This is a genomic window from Promicromonospora sp. NPDC052451 (assembly GCF_044547525.1).
Lineage (GTDB): Bacteria > Actinomycetota > Actinomycetes > Actinomycetales > Cellulomonadaceae > Promicromonospora.
Genome location: NZ_JBIUAP010000004.1, coordinates 209,979 through 228,323 on the forward strand (window position 1 = coordinate 209,979; position 18,345 = coordinate 228,323).

Annotated in this window: 13 protein-coding genes; 7 read left to right on the plus strand and 6 right to left on the minus strand. The window is 73.6% G+C overall.

The window, feature by feature from the left end; translation table 11 throughout:
• Positions 1-141 precede the first annotated feature (141 nt).
• Positions 142-1,593: a GuaB1 family IMP dehydrogenase-related protein gene (locus tag ACIG47_RS08960; RefSeq protein ID WP_397430499.1), complete on the plus strand. Its 1,452-nt coding sequence runs from the start codon at positions 142-144 to the stop codon at positions 1,591-1,593.
• An 8-nt stretch (positions 1,594-1,601) separates the two neighbouring features.
• On the opposite strand, the gene ACIG47_RS08965 is transcribed toward ACIG47_RS08960, so the two are convergent.
• The 3 genes from ACIG47_RS08965 to ACIG47_RS08975 all read right to left on the minus strand — a co-directional run bounded on the left by ACIG47_RS08965 (position 1,602) and on the right by ACIG47_RS08975 (position 5,785).
• Positions 1,602-3,665: a HelD family protein gene (locus tag ACIG47_RS08965; RefSeq protein ID WP_397430500.1), complete on the minus strand. Its 2,064-nt coding sequence runs from the start codon at positions 3,663-3,665 to the stop codon at positions 1,602-1,604.
• 75 nt (positions 3,666-3,740) lie between these two features.
• Positions 3,741-4,274, minus strand: coding sequence for a hypothetical protein (locus ACIG47_RS08970; RefSeq protein ID WP_397430501.1), 534 nt, complete (start codon positions 4,272-4,274; stop codon positions 3,741-3,743).
• Between the two features lie 14 nt (positions 4,275-4,288).
• The gene (locus ACIG47_RS08975) at positions 4,289-5,785 is read right to left on the minus strand and encodes an alkaline phosphatase (protein ID WP_397430502.1); all 1,497 of its coding nucleotides are present in this window, start codon (positions 5,783-5,785) and stop codon (positions 4,289-4,291) included.
• Positions 5,786-5,991: 206 nt separating this feature from the next.
• Here ACIG47_RS08975 and ACIG47_RS08980 point away from each other — a divergent pair, with 206 nt between their 5' ends.
• Positions 5,992-6,882, plus strand: coding sequence for an aminoglycoside phosphotransferase family protein (locus ACIG47_RS08980; RefSeq protein WP_397430503.1), 891 nt, complete (start codon positions 5,992-5,994; stop codon positions 6,880-6,882).
• A gap of 10 nt (positions 6,883-6,892) precedes the next feature.
• Here the strand turns inward: ACIG47_RS08980 and ACIG47_RS08985 are convergent, their stop codons facing one another.
• The 3 genes from ACIG47_RS08985 to ACIG47_RS08995 are packed head-to-tail and all read right to left on the minus strand — an operon-like array spanning position 6,893 to position 9,213.
• The gene (locus ACIG47_RS08985) at positions 6,893-7,825 is read right to left on the minus strand and encodes a threonine/serine dehydratase (protein ID WP_397430504.1); all 933 of its coding nucleotides are present in this window, start codon (positions 7,823-7,825) and stop codon (positions 6,893-6,895) included.
• 17 nt (positions 7,826-7,842) lie between these two features.
• Positions 7,843-8,532, minus strand: a complete 690-nt coding sequence (locus ACIG47_RS08990; RefSeq protein ID WP_397413672.1) for an NUDIX hydrolase — start codon at positions 8,530-8,532, stop codon at positions 7,843-7,845.
• A gap of 9 nt (positions 8,533-8,541) precedes the next feature.
• Entirely contained in the window at positions 8,542-9,213 is a 672-nt protein-coding gene (locus ACIG47_RS08995; RefSeq protein ID WP_397430505.1) for a TetR/AcrR family transcriptional regulator, read from the minus strand.
• 69 nt (positions 9,214-9,282) lie between these two features.
• On the opposite strand from ACIG47_RS08995, the gene ACIG47_RS09000 reads away from it, so the two are divergent.
• From ACIG47_RS09000 to ACIG47_RS09020, 5 genes are all read left to right on the plus strand, one after another.
• On the plus strand, positions 9,283-10,137 hold the full coding sequence (locus ACIG47_RS09000) for an alpha/beta fold hydrolase (RefSeq protein WP_397430506.1): 855 nt from the start codon (positions 9,283-9,285) through the stop codon (positions 10,135-10,137).
• Between the two features lie 131 nt (positions 10,138-10,268).
• Positions 10,269-10,880 carry a hypothetical protein gene (locus ACIG47_RS09005; RefSeq protein ID WP_397430507.1) on the plus strand — a complete coding sequence of 204 codons (612 nt, stop codon included), beginning with the start codon at positions 10,269-10,271 and terminating at the stop codon, positions 10,878-10,880.
• A 322-nt stretch (positions 10,881-11,202) separates the two neighbouring features.
• A complete protein-coding gene (locus tag ACIG47_RS09010) occupies positions 11,203-12,273 on the plus strand; it encodes a multicopper oxidase domain-containing protein (RefSeq protein WP_397430508.1) in 1,071 nt (356 codons plus the stop codon).
• Positions 12,274-12,328: 55 nt separating this feature from the next.
• Positions 12,329-16,324, plus strand: coding sequence for a ThuA domain-containing protein (locus tag ACIG47_RS09015; protein ID WP_397430509.1), 3,996 nt, complete (start codon positions 12,329-12,331; stop codon positions 16,322-16,324).
• Between the two features lie 35 nt (positions 16,325-16,359).
• The gene (locus ACIG47_RS09020; protein ID WP_397430510.1) at positions 16,360-18,276 is read left to right on the plus strand and encodes an OmpL47-type beta-barrel domain-containing protein; all 1,917 of its coding nucleotides are present in this window, start codon (positions 16,360-16,362) and stop codon (positions 18,274-18,276) included.
• Positions 18,277-18,345 lie beyond the last annotated feature (69 nt).

Here is an 18,345-nt window from a genome sequence, read left to right on the forward strand (position 1 = left end):
CACTCTAAGGGTCCCCGACCCCTCCACTGTGCCACGCCCGGCACTCCTGCCACGGCTGTCTCCGGGGTGCCCGCGATACCTCCACACCGATGTGGCCGGACTCATAGGCACGAGCAGAAGAATTCTTTACCCTTGGTGAACGTGCGATTCCTCCCTGGGCAGTCCCCGGCCACCGACCTCACCTACGGCGACGTCTTCCTCGTGCCGTCGCGCTCGGACGTGACCTCGCGGTTCGACGTCGACCTCTCCTCCGACGACGGCACCGGGACCACGGTCCCCGTCGTGGTCGCCAACATGACGGCGGTGGCGGGCCGGCGCATGGCCGAGACCGTCGCCCGGCGCGGCGGGCTGGCGATCCTGCCGCAGGACGTCCCGGCCGACGTCGTGGCGGCCGTGGTCGCGGACGTGAAGGCCAAGGACCCCGTGATCGAGACGCCGGTCGTGGTCGCGCCGCACGACACGGTGCACAGCGTGCTGACCCTGCTCGGCAAGCGCGCGCACGGCGCCGCCGTCGTCGTGGCCGACGGCCGGCCCGTCGGGGTGGTGACCGAGTCGGACTGCGCGGACGTGGACCGCTTCACGCAGGTCGCCCAGGTGATGTCCGCCGAGCCGCAGCTCCTGGACGCCGCGCTGCTGGACGGGCCGGGCGGCCTGGAGGCGGCGTTCGACGTGCTGCACTCCGCCCGTCTCGACCTGGCGCCCGTGGTGCGCGACGGGCGCCTGGCCGGCGTGCTGACCCGCAAGGGCGCGCTGCGCTCCTCGATCTACTCCCCCGCGCTCGACGCGTCGGGCCACCTGCGGGTCGGCGCCGCCGTCGGGATCAACGGCGACGTCGCCGCCAAGACGAAGGACCTGCTGGCCGCGGGCGTGGACGTGCTCGTGGTGGACACCGCCCACGGTCACCAGACCAAGATGCTCGCCGCCCTGGAGGCGGTGCGGTCCGTGGACCCGGACGTGCCCGTCGTGGCCGGCAACGTGGTCACGGCCGACGGCGTGCGCGACCTCGTGGCCGCCGGCGCCGACATCCTCAAGGTCGGCGTGGGCCCGGGCGCCATGTGCACCACGCGCATGCAGACCGGCGTCGGGCGGCCGCAGTTCTCCGCCGTCCTGGAGTGCGCGGCCGCGGCGCGCGAGCTCGGCAAGCACGTCTGGGCCGACGGCGGGGTGCGCCACCCCCGCGACGTCGCCCTGGCGCTGGCCGCCGGCGCGTCGCAGGTGATGGTGGGCTCCTGGTTCGCCGGCACGTACGAGTCCCCCGGCGACCTGAAGGACGACGGCACGGGCCGCCTGTACAAGGACTCGTTCGGCATGGCCTCCGCGCGCGCCGTCGCGGCCCGCACCGCCGGGAGCGGCACGGCCTTCGCGCGGGCCCGCAAGGCCCTGTACGAGGAGGGCATCTCCACCGGCAAGATGTACCTCGACCCGGCCCGGCCGGGCGTGGAGGACCTGCTCGACGAGATCACCTCGGGACTGCGCTCCTCGTGCACCTACGCGGGCGCGCGGTCCCTGGCGGAGTTCGCCGACCGTGCCGTGGTCGGCATCCAGTCGGCCGCCGGGTACCAGGAGGGCATGCCGGTCGCCACGTCCTGGTAGCCGCCGGCTCAGCCGACCACGACGAGCCGCCGGGTCGGGCGGGTCAGCGCGACGTAGAGGTCGCGCTCACCGCCCGGCCGCGCGGCGGTGATGCCGCCGGGGTCGGCGACCAGCACGGCGTCGAACTCCAGGCCACGCACCTGGGACACCGGCACCACCCGCACGGCGCCGGCCGCGTTCGCCGCGGTGCCCAGGGCCTCGGTCAGGCCGGGGGCGGCGTCGTCCGCCGCCACGACGGCCACGAGGTCGCCGTGCGCCAGCTCGCGGCCGACCTCCTCCACGACCGCCGCCGCGAGGTCGTCGCCCGCGGCACGGCGGCGGGGCTCGTCCCCGTGCCGCACCGCCCGGGCCGGCGTCTGGCCGGGCGCGATCCGGGCGAGCAGGGGCGCGGCCTCGGCCAGCACCTCGGCGGTGGTGCGGTAGCAGACGGTCAGGGTGCGCACGTCGGCCCGCCGCGCCAGGTCCCGGCCCAGCGCGTCCGCCCACGACGCCGCGCCGGTCGCCGGCCCGGCCTGCGCCAGGTCGCCCACGACGGTCATGGACCGTCCGGGGCAGCGACGCAGCACCGACCGCCACTGCATGGGCGTCAGCTCCTGCGCCTCGTCGACCACCACGTGCCCGTAGGCCCGGGCGGGCGGCCCGTCCAGCAGGTGCGCGGCCTCGTCGAGCAGCGGGAGGTGGGCGGTGGTCCAGGCCGCCGCGCCGCCCGGCGCGAGCCCGGGGCGCCGGTCGAGCAGGTCCAGCACCACGTCCTGCGGCACGAGCCGGGGCCACGCGGCCTCGACCGCGCGCTCCAGCGCGACGTCCTCGGCGAGCTCCGCGGCCAGCGCGGTGGGGTCGAGCTCTGCCACGGCGGCGGCGTGCCCGAAGGTGCCGCCGTCGTCCGGGGCGAAGCCGAGCCGCGCCAGGTCCCCGGCCGCGGCCTTGTCGACGTTCACGCCGCCGGTGAGCACCTCGATGTCCTCGTCCAGCTTCGCGAGGAACACGCGGGCGCGTGCCTGCACCTCGTCGGCCACGACGTCCACGACCAGGTCCTTGAACACCGCCCGCGCCTGGTTGTGCGGCAAGCCGGTGCCGACCGCGGTCTCCCGCGCCTCCGCGAGCGCGTGCTCGTCCAGCGTGACCGGGTCGCCGTCCACCCGCACCGTCAGCGTGCCGGACGCCGCCTGGTAGCCCGCCACCACCTCGGCCAGCTCGTCCGCCAGGCGCGCGTCACCCGCGACGCGCCGCAGCTCGTGACCCGCCTCGGGGATCCCGGGCAGACCCAGCGCGTCGCCGAGCAGGCGGTCGACCGTGCTCATGGCCACGTCGTTCTCGCCGAGCGACGGCAGCACCTCCGCGATGTAGTCGAGGAACCTGGTGTTCGGCCCCAGCACGAGCACGCCGTCGGCCCGCGCCTCCTCGAAGCCCGCCAGCACGTAGGCCGCACGGTGCAGGGCGACCACGGTCTTGCCCGTGCCGGGACCGCCCTCCACGACCGTGACGCCACGGTGCGCCGAGCGGATGATCGCGTCCTGCTCGGCCTGGAGCGTGGAGACCACGTCCCGCATGCGGCCGGTGCGCCGCGCGCTGATCGCCTCCAGCAGCGGGCCGTCCCCGACCACGTCGTGCGGCCCCGGCTCGGTGCCGTCCAGGATCTCGTCGCTCACGCGGGCGACCCGGCGCCCGTCCAGGGCCAGGTGCCGGCGGCGGCGCAGGCCCATCGGGTGGGCGGCGGTAGCGGCGTAGAAGGGTCGCGCGGCCTCGGCCCGCCAGTCGACGAGGAGCTGGTGGTCACCGTCGCTCAGCCCGGTGCGGCCGATGTGCAGGGTGCGGCCGTCGGCGCCGTCGATGCGGCCGAAGCAGAGGTGGTGCTCGGCGGCGTCGAGCGTACGGGCCCGCCGACCCAGCATGGCCACGCGCACCTCGCGCGTGTACGCCTCGGCCGGGTCGGCCGACGAGGCGCGCACCGCGTCGTCGAGGTCCGCACGCACGCGCTCGGTCTCGCGGTCGAGCCTCGTGTACAGGGCGTCGACGTACTGCTGCTCGGCGGACTGCTGCTCGGCGGACTGCTCGGTCTGGCGTGGCTGCACCGGGTCTCCTCGTTGTCGGAACCTGGTGTCAACGCCATGATGCCGCAGAACGTTCCCCGAGGCTGCTCGTCGGCGCTACTCGTTGACCAGGACCGGAACCCCGACGGCGGCGGAGGCCACGGCAGCGCCGAGGTCCTCGGGGACCACCACCGTGAACGACTCCTCCTCGGCAGGCGGCCCGGTGTGGCTGTGCTCCTGGTCGCCGGCGTGGTGCGTGAACCGACCGGTGCCGAGCAGCCTGCCGTCGGCGTCGTAGAACCCGGCGACGACCTGCAGCTCGATCAGCTCGCTCACGTCGCTGGTGATCGCCACGGTGCCGGTCACCGCGCCGTCCCCGAGGCGCAGGTCGCCCAGGTCGAGCCGGTCGTCGAACGGCCCCTCGACGACCTCGACGGAGCCCGGCTCGGGGTGCACGGCGGCAAACCCGGGCAGCTCGGGTTCGCCGCCGGCGGCGGCCAGGCCGGGAAAGGCCGTCCGGGCCGCCGACGCAGGGTCGGGCACCGCGGCGGTACCCGGCCCGGCACCTCGGACCAGCAGGGTGGCGCCCGCGCCGACGGCGCCCGCGACCAGCAGGGCGACCACGGAGAGCACGACGGCGCGGGCGCTCATGCTGTGCCCGCCCGTCAGCGGACCACGCGCAGGGCGTGGCCGACCACGTCGAACAGGTCGGTGTTGTCGACCGTCCCTGCCAGGTCACGCGTACCGGGACCGTAGGCGTAGACCGGCACTGCGGCACCCGTGTGGTTGCCCGACAGGTAGGTCAGCCAGAGGCTCGCCTCCGGCGAACCGTCCTCGACACCCTCCGGGTCGTCCGGGGTGCGGAACGTGGCCGGGGCGAAGTTGCCCGCGTCCGTGGCGCCGGAGCCGTTGACCGGACCGGTGGACCGGGTCGCGTCCAGCGCACCGGAGGACGCCCGGCTCGGCGCCGAGCTGTTGGCGGTGTTGCCGCCGTCGACGTTACCGGGCGGGGTGACGGCCTCGGCGTTGGTGTAGCTGCCCTTGCCGATGATGTTGAAGCCCGCGCACTCGTGGTCCGCGGTCACGATCACCGTGGTGTTGCCGTCCCGCTTCGCGTAGCTCAGCGCCACGCGGACGGCCTCGTCGAACGCCTTCGTCTCCTCGAGCGCCTGCGCGGCGTCGTTGGCGTGCGAGCGCTTGTCGATGAGCGCGCCCTCGACCTGCAGGTAGAAGCCCTTCTTGCCGCCGTCGAGCAGGTCGATCGCCGCGCGCGTCATCTCGGCCACCGACGGTTCGGCCGCCTGGACGGCGCCGGGGTTCTCGCGCTTGAACTTCTCGATGGTCAGGTTGCCGCGGTTGAACAGCCCGAACACCTTGCGCCCGTCGGCGTCCTGCAGGTCGTCGCGCGTCGCGACCGTCTGGTCCGCCGGGGAGCCGAGCACCTCGTAGCCCTGCTTCTCCAGCGCCCGCTCGTCGGCGGCGTCGAACCGCGCCAGGCCGCCACCGAGCACCACGTCGGCGGTCCCGTTCCGGGCGATCTGGTCCGCGATCGGCGTGACCCGGACGTCGTCGGTGGGCAGCGCCTCGCCCGTCACCGCAAGGTCCTGGCAGGCCGCGGCGGAGTAGTCCGGCCCCTGGCAGCCGCGCGCGAGCGCGTGGCTCATCTGCCCGGCCGGCGTGGCGTCCGTGATCTCGGCGGTGGAGACGTTGCCCGTGCGGTAGCCGGCCTGCTTCGCCAGCTCCATGAGGGTCGGCACCACCTCGCCCTTGGCGTCCACGCCCAGGGCCGCGTTGTACGACTTCACGCCCGAGGACCACGCCGTGGCCGAGGACGCCGAGTCGGTGACGTACTCCGGCACGAAGTCCGGCTGACCCGGCTGGCCCGAGTTCTTCTGGACGGCGTAGGTCGTGACCTGCCCGATCGTCGGCATGGTCTCCATGACGAGCTTGCCCGCGGCACCGTAGTAACGCTGCCGGGTGGCGTCCACGTGGGTCCGGCCCATGCCGTCCCCCACCAGGTAGATGACGTTCCGGGCGCGGCCGTGGTCCGGCTGCGCGACGGCGGTGACGGTCGCGACGGCCGAACCCGCCACGACGGCCAGGGCCACGGCTGCGGCCGCCATGACACGGCGGCTGACGCCGCGACGCGTGCTGGTGCGCATGTGCTCCTCTTCCCATGGGGGACGCCGGTGTGGCGCCCGCGCGGGACGCTAACGTCGCAGGTGAAACCAGGACCGCCGCCCTGGTGGCGGGCACATGAATACCGGGTGAGCGGGACCTGTCAGGCTCAGGCCCGCCCGGGCCGCGGGAGGCCGCCGGGCCCGGGTAGGGTGAACGGCCCCGATCCCCTCACCAGCAAGGAGTCCCGTTGGTCGCCGCCGACCTCGACGTGACCGTCGACCTCGCCCGGGCGCTCCTGCAGGAGCAGCACCCCGACCTCGCCGGCCTGCCGCTGGAGCTGGTGGCCAACGGGTGGGACAACGTGGTGGTCCGGCTGGGCGACGACCTCGCCCTGCGTCTGCCGCGCCGCGAGCTCGGCGCGCAGCTCATGCGCAACGAGCACAGCGTGCTCCCGCTGCTGGCGCCGCGCCTGCCCGTCCCCGTGCCCACGCCGGTCCGCGTCGGCGCACCCAGCGACGCACTCGGCTACCCGTGGCCGTGGGGCGTGGTCCGGTGGGTGGACGGCGTCGCCGCCGCGCTCGTCCCGCCCGCCGAGCGCACACCGTGGGCCGAGCACCTCGCCCGGGTGTTCGTGGCGCTGCACCAGCCGGCGCCCGACGACGCCCCCGGGAACAGGTTCCGCGGCATCCCGGTCGGCGAGCGCGAGGCCACGTTCGAGGACCGCCTCGGCCTGCTGCCCGAGCGGCTGCACCGTCGCGCCCGCGCCCTGTGGGCGGACGCCGCGAGCGCCCCGGAGTACGACGGCGCCCCGATGTGGCTGCACGGCGACCCGCACCCGGCCAACCTCGTGACCGCGGGTGGCCGGTTGGCCGCCGTGATCGACTTCGGCGACGTGACCAGCGGCGACCCGGCGTCCGACCTGGGCGCCATGTGGCTCACGTTCGACGCCGAAGGCCGCCGTCGGTTCCGGGCCGTGGTCGACGCCCAGGCCCGGGGCGGGCGCGGCTGGGACGCCGGGATGTGGCGCCGTGCCCAGGGCTGGGCGCTGCTGTACACGACGATCTGCTTCTCCTACCCGGACACCCACCCGGTCATGGTGGGCGTCGGCGAGCACGCGGTGGAGCAGCTCCTGGGCTGAGCGACAGTCCTCAGAGCTGGACGGCGGTCGTGTTCGCGCCGCACACCAGCACCGCGACCCGCTCCCCCGGTGCGGGCACATAGGCGCCGGACAGCACGGCGGCGAGCGCCGTCGCCCCGCCCGGCTCGGCCACGACGCGGGCCGTCTCCCACAGGGAGTGCTGGGCGGCCGCGATGGCCTCGTCGGTGACCAGCACGGAGCGCTCGACGAACTGCTGGGCCAGGGGGAACATGAGGCGGCCCACCTGCTTGGGCGCGAGCGAGTCGGCGGCGATGCCCTCGGTGGGTGCGTCGACCGGCTCGCCGGCCGCGAGGGCGCGGTGCAGGGTCGGCGCACCCTCGGGCTCCACGGCCACGACGCGCACGTCGCCGCGGAACCAGGCGGAGATGCCGCCGATCAGCCCGCCGCCGCCCACGGCCACCAGCAGGGTGTCGAGGTCGGGCAGGTCCTGGCCGATCTCCAGGCCGAGGGTGCCCTGGCCGGTCAGCGTCTCCACCTGGTCGTAGGCGTGCACGGTCATGGCGCCGGTGCCGGCGACGAACTCCTCGCTGGCGGCCAGGGCGTCGGCGTAGCGGTCGCCGCCCACCACGAGCTTGGCGCCGTAGCCGCGGATGCGGTCGGCCTTGGCCGCCGACGTCACGCTCGGCACGAAGATCGTCGCAGGGATGCCCAGCCGGGCCGCGGCGTAGGCGACGGCGGCCCCGTGGTTGCCGCCCGACGCGGCCACGACGCCGGCGTCGGGCACGTCGCGGGTGAGCAGGCTGGTGAACGCGCCCCGCGCCTTGAACGAGCCGGAGTGCTGGAGGCACTCCAGCTTGAGCGCCAGCGGGTGCGCGGGGCGGCCGAAGTCGGCCAGGTCGGTCTCCAGCACCGGGGTGTGCCGCACGTGCGGGCGGATCAGGGCCTCGGCCGCGCGGATGGCGTCGCGGGTCACGTCGGTCATCGGTTCCTCCTCGGGCATCACGCGATGCCCAGCTCTCGGGTGCGGTCCCAGGGCTCGGTCCAGCCGAGCTGGTCGAACACGGCGTCGAGGATGCCCGCGGTGAACCCCCACACGAGGTGGGTGAGGTCGCCGTCGTGCACGTGGAAGCCCGGTCCGCGCCAGGTCTGGCGGCCGCGGCGCAGCACCGTGGTGAAGCGGTTGCCCGGGTCGAGCAGGTCGGCCACGGGGGCGCGGAACACGTGGGCGGACTCGGCGACGTCCACCACGCGCACGGGCGTGGGGCGGGCCCACCAGCCGAGCACGGGTGTGACCACGTGGTTGCTGACGGGCATCGGCAGCTCGCCGAAGGCGCCCAGCACCTCCACCCCGGCGGGGTCGAGCCCGGTCTCCTCCTCCGCCTCGCGCAGGGCGGCCGCGACGGCGTCCTCCCCGTCCTCGGCCCGGCCGCCCGGGAAGGCGACCTGCCCGGCGTGGCTGCGCAGCGTCGCGGCACGGGCCAGGAGCAGCACGTCAAGGTCGGCCGGCACGGCGACGTCGGGGTTCGCGGCGCGGTCGGCGGGCAGGTCGTCGAGCACGCCGAACAGCACGAGCACGGAGGCGGGGCGGGCGTCCGCGGTGAAGTCGCCGCGCGCGTGCCGCCACGGCCCCTCGAAGCCTCGCTCGGCGAGGGCGACCAGCTGCTTGCGTGCAGATGCGGAGGAGCTCACCGCCCGACCTTAACCCCGCGCGGTGACACCCCGGTCCAGGGCGGCGAGGTCGGCGCCGTGGGCCACGAGCAGGGCCCGCGCCGCCGCCAGCGCCCGGTCGTACACGCGATCGTCGCCCAGCAGCAGGGACCGGTCGTTCGCGGCGTTGAGCAGCGCGTTCACCTCGAACGCGACCTGTTCGGGGTCCGTGTCGCCGGGCAGGTCGCCGGCCTGCGCCGCGAGCTGCGCCTGGTGCACCAGGTACGCCTCCCAGTCGCGCTGCGCCGCCACGACGGCGTCGCGTACGGCGCCGGTACGCATGTCGAACTCGACCTCGACCGTGCGGAAGAAGCAGCCGCCCCGGAACACGCGCGCCCGGGAGTACGCGGTCCAGGCCAGCACGAGCGCCCACAGCCGCGGCAGGCCGCGCGGGGCGGACCGGGCCGGGACGATCACGTGCTCGGTGTAGATCTGGCGCGCGCGCTCGACCGCGGCGAGCTGGAGCCCCTCCTTGGACCCGAACAGCCCGGCGATGGCGCTCTTGTTCACGGGGGCGGACGCCGCGAGCGCGCCGAACGACAGCGCCTCCAGGCCGCTCACGGAGGCCTCCTGCACGGCGGTGTCGAGCACGGTGCGGCGGGTGCGGTCGCCGCGCAGGCGCCTGCCGTCGGTCTCGGTGCCGGTACCCGCGTCGCTCGCCATGGTGGAAAGTGTACGACCGTTCGGATACTATCCGTACGGTCGTCCAGATTTCTCCCGACAGGAGCCCCCATGCCCCGGATCCACCCCGCCGTCCGCGCCGCGTTCCGGGTCACCGGCCGCGTCGCGCCGCCGCTCGCGCTGGCCGCGTCCTACCGCGCCTTCCGCACGATCGGCGCGCCCGCGCCGGTGCGCACCGCCGACCGCGCCGTCCACGAGCGCGCCCGCCGCGGCGAGCTGCGCGTGGCCGGCGAGCGGGTCGTCACCTACGCCTGGGGCGACCCGGCCGGGGACCCGGTGCTGCTGGTGCACGGCTGGCGGTCGCGGGCGTCGCGGTTCGCACGCCTCGTCGAGACCCTGGAACGGTCGGGCCGCCACGTCCTGGCCTACGACGCCGTGGCCCACGGCGACTCGACCGGCCGGTACACGACGATCCTCGACCACCTCGCGATCATCCGCCGCATCGCCGACGACGCCGGGCCGCTGGCCGGCATCGTCGGGCACTCGTTCGGGGCGCTCGCCGCGGGCACCGCCGTCACGGAGGGCCTGGACGCCGCGACGTACACCGCCGTCGCCGCCGCACCGTCGTTCGACGCCCTGAACGACGGGTTCGTCCGGGCGATCGACCTCCCGGCAGCCCTGCACGACCGGCACGCACGGCGGGTGGCCGCACGACTCTTCCCCGACGAACCGGATCCCGCCGCCCGCTTCGACCTCGTCCGCCACCCCGTGGCGGCACCCGCCCTGTTCGTGCACGGGTCGCGCGACCGGGAGATCCCGCCGGCCTCGTCGCGCGCGGTGCACGCCGCACACCCGGGCAGCCGGCTGGTGGAGCCGGACGCCGGGCACAACGGCGTGCTGGACGTGCCGGAGACGCTCGACGCGGTCCTCGGGCACGTCACGGCGGGTGCGGTGAACTCCGCGTGAACCCCTCGGTGAACATCGCGCGACATCACCAGCCAGATATCCGAAACCTTCCCTGACCTGCACAGACACCTTAGGCTTGCGCCCGGTTTGTGCCGATTTCACGGCGCCGGTCCCGGGTGGAGGGAAGAACGATGGAGTACGCGAGCGACCACGCCCTGGCGGCGACCGCGGTCAGCATCCTGGGCGCGCTGTGGTTCGGCTGGACCGTCCGGCACTCGGGCCCGTGGACCCGCCTGGCCCCGGTCGCCGGGCTGGTCCTGGCCGGCGTCGTCGCAGCCCTCGGCGCCCTGGCCGCCGCACGGGCCTGGCCGGACGGCACGGTGGTGACCGGGCGGGTCGTGAGCATCTACGTCGCCGCCCTGGCGGTGCACGCCGGCCTGACCCGCCTGTGCACCGGCCTGCTGGCGAGCCGGTACCGCCGGGCGGTGGCAGCCGCGAAGGACGGGGCCAAGGCCGCCGTCACCGTGGGCAAGCAGCGGGTGCACCTGATCCCGACGGTCGTCGCGATCTCGACGGCGCTCCAGGTGGCGGTGATCGCGAACACCCTCGACGTCCCCGCGCTCTACCTCGGCGCCGCGGCCGGGATCGCCGTCGCACTGCTCGCCTGGCCGCTGGGCTGGGTGCTGCGGGCCGTCCCGCACCCCCGGGGCCACCGGCCCACCGTGGCGCTCGTCCACCCGCTGACCGGCCTGCTCACCGGCGCAGTCCTCGTCGCGACGGCGGCCTTGGTGCTCCTGCCGTAACCACCTTTTACCGGTGCGAGCCGACGAAGTCTGACGATCGACCTTCATCTTTTGCTTGACACTCGGCAGAAGTCGCCATAGGTTCGCAAAGCCACCTTGTGGTGCACAACACGCATGCGAGCCATCTGTCGCCATACCGGCAAGGCGGCCGTATGCGTCCTGAGGGCACGACCGTCGCCGCTGACGGTCATCAGCCGACGTCCTGGGAGGCAACGACGATGTGGTCCACCTCGTGACACCGCTGTCAGCGACTCCCCTCCCTCCCGATCCCTGTCTCGTCGGGCCGGCCTGACCGCGACCCGACGGTGTCGAACGGAGACGCATGCCTGAGCACAGCACTGACCACCGCCCCGCATCGGGCGGTGTGTCCCGCCGTACCGTCCTGACCGGAACCCTCGCCGGCCTGATGGCGCCGACCGCCGCGCTCGCGCTCGGCGCCGACAGCGCGGTCGCCGCCGGACCGGGCCCGATCACCACGCTGGGCACCACCCGGCACATCACGATCTACGCCGAGGCCCTGCCCGGCGGCCAGTACGGCTACGGGCTGGCCCCGGGCAAGGCCACCATCCCCGGCCCCCTGCTGGAGATGTGGGAGGGCGACACCCTGCAGATCGAGCTCGTCAACAACACCGACAAGCGGCTGTCGATCCACCCGCACGGCGTGGACTACTCGACCGACTCGGACGGCAGCCCCTTCAACGCCTCGTTCAACGAGCCCGGCGAGACCCGCACCTACACGTGGCGCAGCCACGTGCAGACCCAGCTCGACGACGGCCACTGGGTGCCCGGCTCCGCGGGCTACTGGCACTACCACGACCACGCGATGGACGGCGAGCACGGCACGGCAGGCCTGCGCGCGGGCCTGTACGGCGGCCTCGTGGTGCGCCGCAAGGGCGACATCCTGCCCGACCGCACCTACACGGTCGTGTTCAACGACATGACCATCAACAACAAGGTGGCGCCCGACACCCCGATGCTGGAGGCGAACCTCGGCGAGACCGTCGAGTTCGTCGCGATCGGCCACGGGGACCAGCTCCACACCTTCCACCTGCACGCCCACCGCTGGGCGAACAACCGCACCGGCTACCTCGCGGGCCCGGACGACCCCAGCCAGGTGATCGACACCCGCGACCTCAACCCGGGCGACTCGTTCGGCTTCCAGGTCAAGGCCGGGCAGAAGGTGGGCGCGGGCGCCTGGATGTACCACTGCCACGTCCAGTTCCACTCGGACGGCGGCATGGCCGGCATCTTCCTGGTGCGCAACGCCGACGGCTCCATGCCCGAGGGCGCGCAGGACGCCATCGACCGGTTCCACGAGCACGGCGGGCACATGACCGCCGGCACGACCGCCGAGACCACCGAGTCCTCGAGCGACAGCCACACCGGCCACTGACCGCCATGCACCAGCCAGGCACCCACGCGACACGGGCGTGGTGAAGGGAGCAGCAATGGAACGGACAGAACGACGAAGGATCCGCGGGGCGGACGCCCCGCGCAGGACGACACGGGGCGCGTTCGCCGCGCTCGCCGGTGCGGCGCTCGTCGTCAGCATGGCGACGGTGCCCGCCCAGGCGCAGCGCACCACGGTGGCGGACGCCGCCCCGGTGGCGACCGCCGCGCAGAACGCGGCGGACGTCACGGTGCTCGTGTTCTACGGGGCACCCGCGCAGCAGCGCGACCCCGTGACGACGGCCGTGCGCACCTTCCGCGAGCTGGGCGCCGAGCACGGGTTCACCGTGGAGACGGCCAGCGACCCCAAGGTGTTCACCGCGAAGAACCTCGCCGCCTACCGCGGCGTGGTCTTCCTCTCGGCGGAGGGCGTCGAGATGAGCACCGCGCAGGAGGACGCGCTCAAGGGCTACGTGCAGGCCGGCGGCGGCTTCCTGGGCGTGCGCGACGCCGCGCGCGCCCAGGACCGCTCCCAGTGGTTCACGGGCCTGATCGGCACCCGGCCGGCCGGCAACCTGCCGGACCCGCTGGACGTCGCGAGCGTCACCGCGAGCGCCGAGAACCCGCCGAACGAGGACGCGCCGAACCTGATCGACGGCGACTCGAACACCAAGTGGCTCGCGTTCGAGCCCACCGCGGTGATCGACCTGGAGCTGGCCGAGCCCGCGGTCGCCACGCGCTACGCGCTCACGTCGGCGAACGACTTCGCCGGGCGCGACCCCCAGGACTGGACGCTGCAGGGCTCGGCCGACGGCGAGACGTGGACCGACCTGGACTCGCAGGCGGACCAGGACTTCCCGGAGCGCTTCACGGCGCAGGACTACCGGTTCGAGAACGAGACGGCCTACCAGCACTACCGCCTGGACATCACGGCGAACGCGGGTGACGACCTCACCCAGCTCGCCGAGATCCAGCTCTTCGACGCCTCGGGCGAGCAGGAGCCGGACCCGGTGGTGCCGGTGCAGGAGGCGACGGTCAACGTCCTGGACCCCGCGCACCCGGCGGGCGAGGGCCTGCCCCAGAACTGGACCCGGTCGGACCGGTGGCTGAACTGGTCGCCCAACCCGATCGGTGACGTGCACACCGTGGCCCAGGTCCAGGAGTGGGACTACGAGCCGGGCGAGGGCGCGAACGGCGCGTTCCACCCGATCTCGTGGTGCCGGGACTACGACGGCGGCCGGTCGTTCTACACCGGCATGGGCGGCACGGCGGCGAGCTACGCCGAGGAGGGCTTCCGCGACCACCTGCTGGGCGGTCTGCTGTGGTCCACGGGCATGGTGCGCGGCGACTGCCAGGCCACCATCGCGGCCAACTACGAGTCGGAGCGCCTGACGGCGCAGAACGCCGCGGGCACGCTCGACCAGATCGGCGAGCCGCACGGCCTGACGGTCGCGCCCGACGGCGGCGTGTTCTACATCGGCAAGGCCGCGTGCCCGTCGGGGCCGGTCGTGCCGTGGGAGGACCCGGACGTGGGCCTGGGCTGCGGCACGGTGCACCGCTGGGACCCGGAGAGCGAGACGACGACGCTGCTGACCACGCTCGACGTGATGGGCAACCGCGGCAGCGGCAGCGAGCTGGTCAAGAACGAGGAGGGTCTGCTCGGCATCACGCTGGACCCGAACTTCGAGGAGAACCAGTGGGTCTACCTCTACTGGATGCCGCACGAGTCGATCGACGTCGAGCGCCGCGTGGGCCAGCGGACGGTGTCGCGCTTCACGTACGACGCCGAGGCGAACACCATCGACCAGGCCACGCGCGTGGACCTGCTGCACTGGGACACGCAGATCCACAGCTGCTGCCACGCGGGCGGCGGCATGGACTTCGACGACGAGGGCAACCTGTACATCGGTTCGGGTGACAGCAACTCGTCGGGCGGCTCGGACGGCTACTCCGGCAACAACTGGACCCAGGAGTTCGCGGGCATCTCGTTCCAGGACGCGCGCCGCACGGCGGGCAACACGAACGACCTGAACGGCAAGATCCTGCGGATCCACCCGGAGCCGGACGGCACGTACACCATCCCCGAGGGCAACCTCTTCCCGGAGGGCGAGTACCCGGCCGACAAGACGCGGCCGGAGATCTACGTGATGGGCGTGCGCAACATCTCGCGCCTGGCCTACGACTCCCAGAACGACTGGCTGACCGCCGCCTGGGTGGGCCCGGACGCCGCCCTGCCGGACCCGGAGCTCGGCCCGGCCAAGTACGAGACCGCCACGATCATCACGGAGGCGGGCAACCACGGCTGGCCGTACTGCATGGGCAACAAGCAGCCCTACCGCGACCGGAGCAACGAGGACGCGAGCGTCCTGACCGGCTGGTACGACTGCGACAACCCGAAGAACACCTCGCCGCGCAACACGGGCCTGGTGGACCTGCCCCCGGTCAAGGACAACATGATCTGGTACTCGCCCAGCGGCGGCGGCCCGGTCTTCCCCGAGAACGAGGAGGGCATCCCGTCGTACGTCGACTCCGAGGCCACCTACACGCTGCCGTACCTGCGCGGCGGTGGTCAGGCCGTGATGGACGGCCCGACCTACCACCGGTCGGAGGTCGACACGGACAGCGGCGTGGCCTGGCCCGCGTACTGGGACGACAAGTGGTTCATCGGTGACCAGTCGAACGCGAACAACCGGATCGCCGTCACGGTGAACCCGGACACGGTCGAGGAGGCCGGTCCCCCGGTCTACGCCGAGGACCTGCGCCAGATCATCTCGGGCGGCAACGGCAACGCCGAGGTGCAGCAGTGGATGGACGCCAAGTTCGGTCCGGACGGGGCGCTGTACCTGCTCGACTACGGCGGCGGCTTCTTCTCGCTGACCAACAGCCAGAAGCTGGTCCGGATCAGCTACACGGGCGGCCCGCCGACCCCGCTGCCGGCCGGCGCCGGGGCGAGCGTGCAGAGCGACCCGCTGACGGTCGCGTTCACGGGCAGCGACTCGGGCGGCGTCTCCTACGCCTGGGACTTCGGTGACGGCACCACCTCCACCGAGGCCGACCCGCGGCACACCTACGCCCGCGTGGGCAGCTACGAGGCGACGCTGACGGTGACCTACGCCGACGGCGAGACGACGACGCTCGACGTGCCGGTGACCACCGAGTGCACCATCCCGGACGACCGCGACACGGTCTGGATCGGTGACGTCGACAGCGGCGTGGCCAACGACGACCTGGGCGGCTGCACGATCGCGGACCTGATCCGGGACGAGGCCGAGTGGGACACGAACGGCCGGTTCGTGAACCACGTGACCGCGGTGGCGAACCAGCTCCTGGCGGACAAGGTGATCACCCGCAAGGAGCGCACCGCGCTGCTGGCGGCGGCCGAGGAGTCGGGCATCGGTGCGGAGGGCAGCCCCACCGGTTACCGGTGGCTGTTCGACGGCACCGCCGAGTCCCTGGCCGGCTGGCGGCAGGCGCCGGGCGGGCACTTCGACCTGAAGCCGGACGGGTCGATCCGGGCGCAGGGCGGCCTGGGCATGCTCTGGTACCCGGGCGAGGAGCTGGGCGACTTCTCGCTCAAGCTCCAGTTCAAGGACGTCGCGCCCGGTGACGGGCACGCCAACAGCGGCGTCTTCACCCGGTTCCCCGACCCGCGCGTCCCGCAGGACGAGCGGCCCGAGTGCGGACAGGGCACCGACGCCGAGGCGTGGGTGGCGATCTACTGCGGCCACGAGATCCAGATCTACGACGGGACGACCGGGGAGCCCCAGAAGACGGGATCCGTGTACAACTTCGACCCGAACGGCCTGGACGAGGCCGGGGTGACCCCCAAGGGCGAGTGGAACGACTACGAGATCCAGGTGGTCGGCCAGCAGTACACGATCATCCGCAACGGCGTGGTGATCAACGAGTTCGAGAACTCGCCGGGCAAGGAGTCCTCGCGCGCCGGCGACCCGCCCACGGACCTGCGGCAGTTCCTCACGGGGTTCATCGGGCTGCAGAACCACAGCGACGCGGACGCCATGGAGTTCCGCAACATCCGGGTGCGTGACCTGTGAGCACGCCCCGGACCGCGAACAGGAGAGGTAGGTCCATGAGACAGCAGCTGTCCCGCCTCCTGGCCGGGCTGGCGGTCGGTGCCCTCGTGGCGCTGCCGCTGGCCCCGGTCGGCGCCATCGCGGCGGAGCCCCACGAAGAGGGCGTCACCGCGTGGTCGCCCCCGAAGGCCAAGGGGAAGACCCACGCGCAGGACACGGCGGGCGCCACCGCGGCCGCCACCACCGCCGAGGCAGCCGACCAGGTCCTGACCTGGACGGCGAGCGCGAGCGTCTCGCAGTACGCGTCGGCGCCGGACACCGCCACGGCGGGGGCCACGACGATCGTCTTCGAGAACAGCACGGCCACGGGCAACAACATCGCCATGAGCCACACGCTGACGTTCGACACCAGCACGCCGGGGTACAACCACGACGTCACGCTGGACATCCTGGCCAACCCCCTGGACGCCAACGGGGGCCGCTACGAGGCCGAGGTCGTCCTGACCCCGGGCACGTACCGGTACTTCTGCGCGATCCCGGGGCACGGCACGATGACGGGCGAGCTCGTGGTCACCGAGGACCCGGGCGAGGACACCACGGCCCCGGTCGTGACCCCGCAGGTGGCCGGGCAGCAGGACGGCACCGGCGCCTACATCGGGTCGGCCACCGTGAGCCTGGCGGCCGAGGACGACAGCTCCGGCGTCGCCTCCGTCGAGTACGCGCTCGACGGCGGGGAGTTCGGCCCGTACGGCGAGCCCGTGGTCCTCGACGAGCCGGGCACGTACTCGCTGGCGTACCGCGCCACGGACAACGCGGGCAACGTCTCCGAGCCCGGCACCGTGGAGGTCACCGTGGTCTCCGCCGACGGCGAGGACACGACGGCACCCGTCGTGACGGCCGAGGTCACCGGCGAGCTCGACGACGCCGGCGCCTACGTGGGCACGGCCACCGTGAACCTGGCGGCGCTGGACGCCGGGTCGGGCGTGGCGAGCGTCGAGTACGACCTCGACGGCGCCGGGTACGCGGCCTACACGGATCCCGTGGTGGTCGACGCACCCGGCGAGCACACCGTGACGTACCGGGCCACGGACAACGCCGGCAACGTCTCCGAGGAGGGTTCGGCGACGTTCACCGTGGTCGAGCCCTCGCAGGAGGACACCACTCCCCCGACCGTGACCGCCCACGTCATGGGCGAGCAGGACGAGGACGGTGCCTACGTCGGCTCGGCCACGGTGCACCTGACGGCCGAGGACGAGGCGTCGGAGGTGGCGAGCGTCGAGTACGACCTGGACGGCGCGGGCTGGTCCGACTACGGCGACCCCGTGCTGGTCGACGTGACGGGTCCGCACACGCTCACCTACCGGGCCACCGACGCGGCCGGCAACACCTCGGAGCCGGGCTCCGTGGAGCTGGTCGTGGTGGGCGGCGCGGACCCGCCGGACGTCACGCCGCCGATCGCGTCCGCGCAGGTCGACGGCGACCAGGACGACTACGGGGTCTACCTCGAGGTCGCCACGGTGTCGATCACCGCCCGGGACGACGAGTCGGGGGTCGCGTTCATCGAGTACGCGTTCGGCGACTCCGCGTTCCGGGAGTACACGGGCCCGTTCGACGTCACGGACCCGGGGGCGCACGCCATGGCCTACCGGGCCACGGACAACGCCGGGAACGTGACCCGCACGGGCACCCTCCGGTTCTCCGTGTCGCGGTCCACGATCGACGCGTGCCCCGTCTCCGACGAGCGCCCCACGGTGATCATCGGCGACAAGGACAGCAGGGTGGCGAACGTGGACACCGGCAACGGGTGCACGATCGCCGACCTGGTCGACGCGGACGGGGCGTGGGTCAGCCACAGCGCCTTCGTGCTCCACGTGACCCAGGTCGCCGACCAGCTCGACGACGCCGACATCATCACCCCGCAGGAGGCCACGAAGCTGATCCGGGCCGCCCGGCAGTCCGACGTCGGCCGGTAGCACGACCCTGCACGAACGCCGCGCCCCGGTCCTCCGCACGGAGGGCCGGGGCGCGGCGTCGTGTCAGCT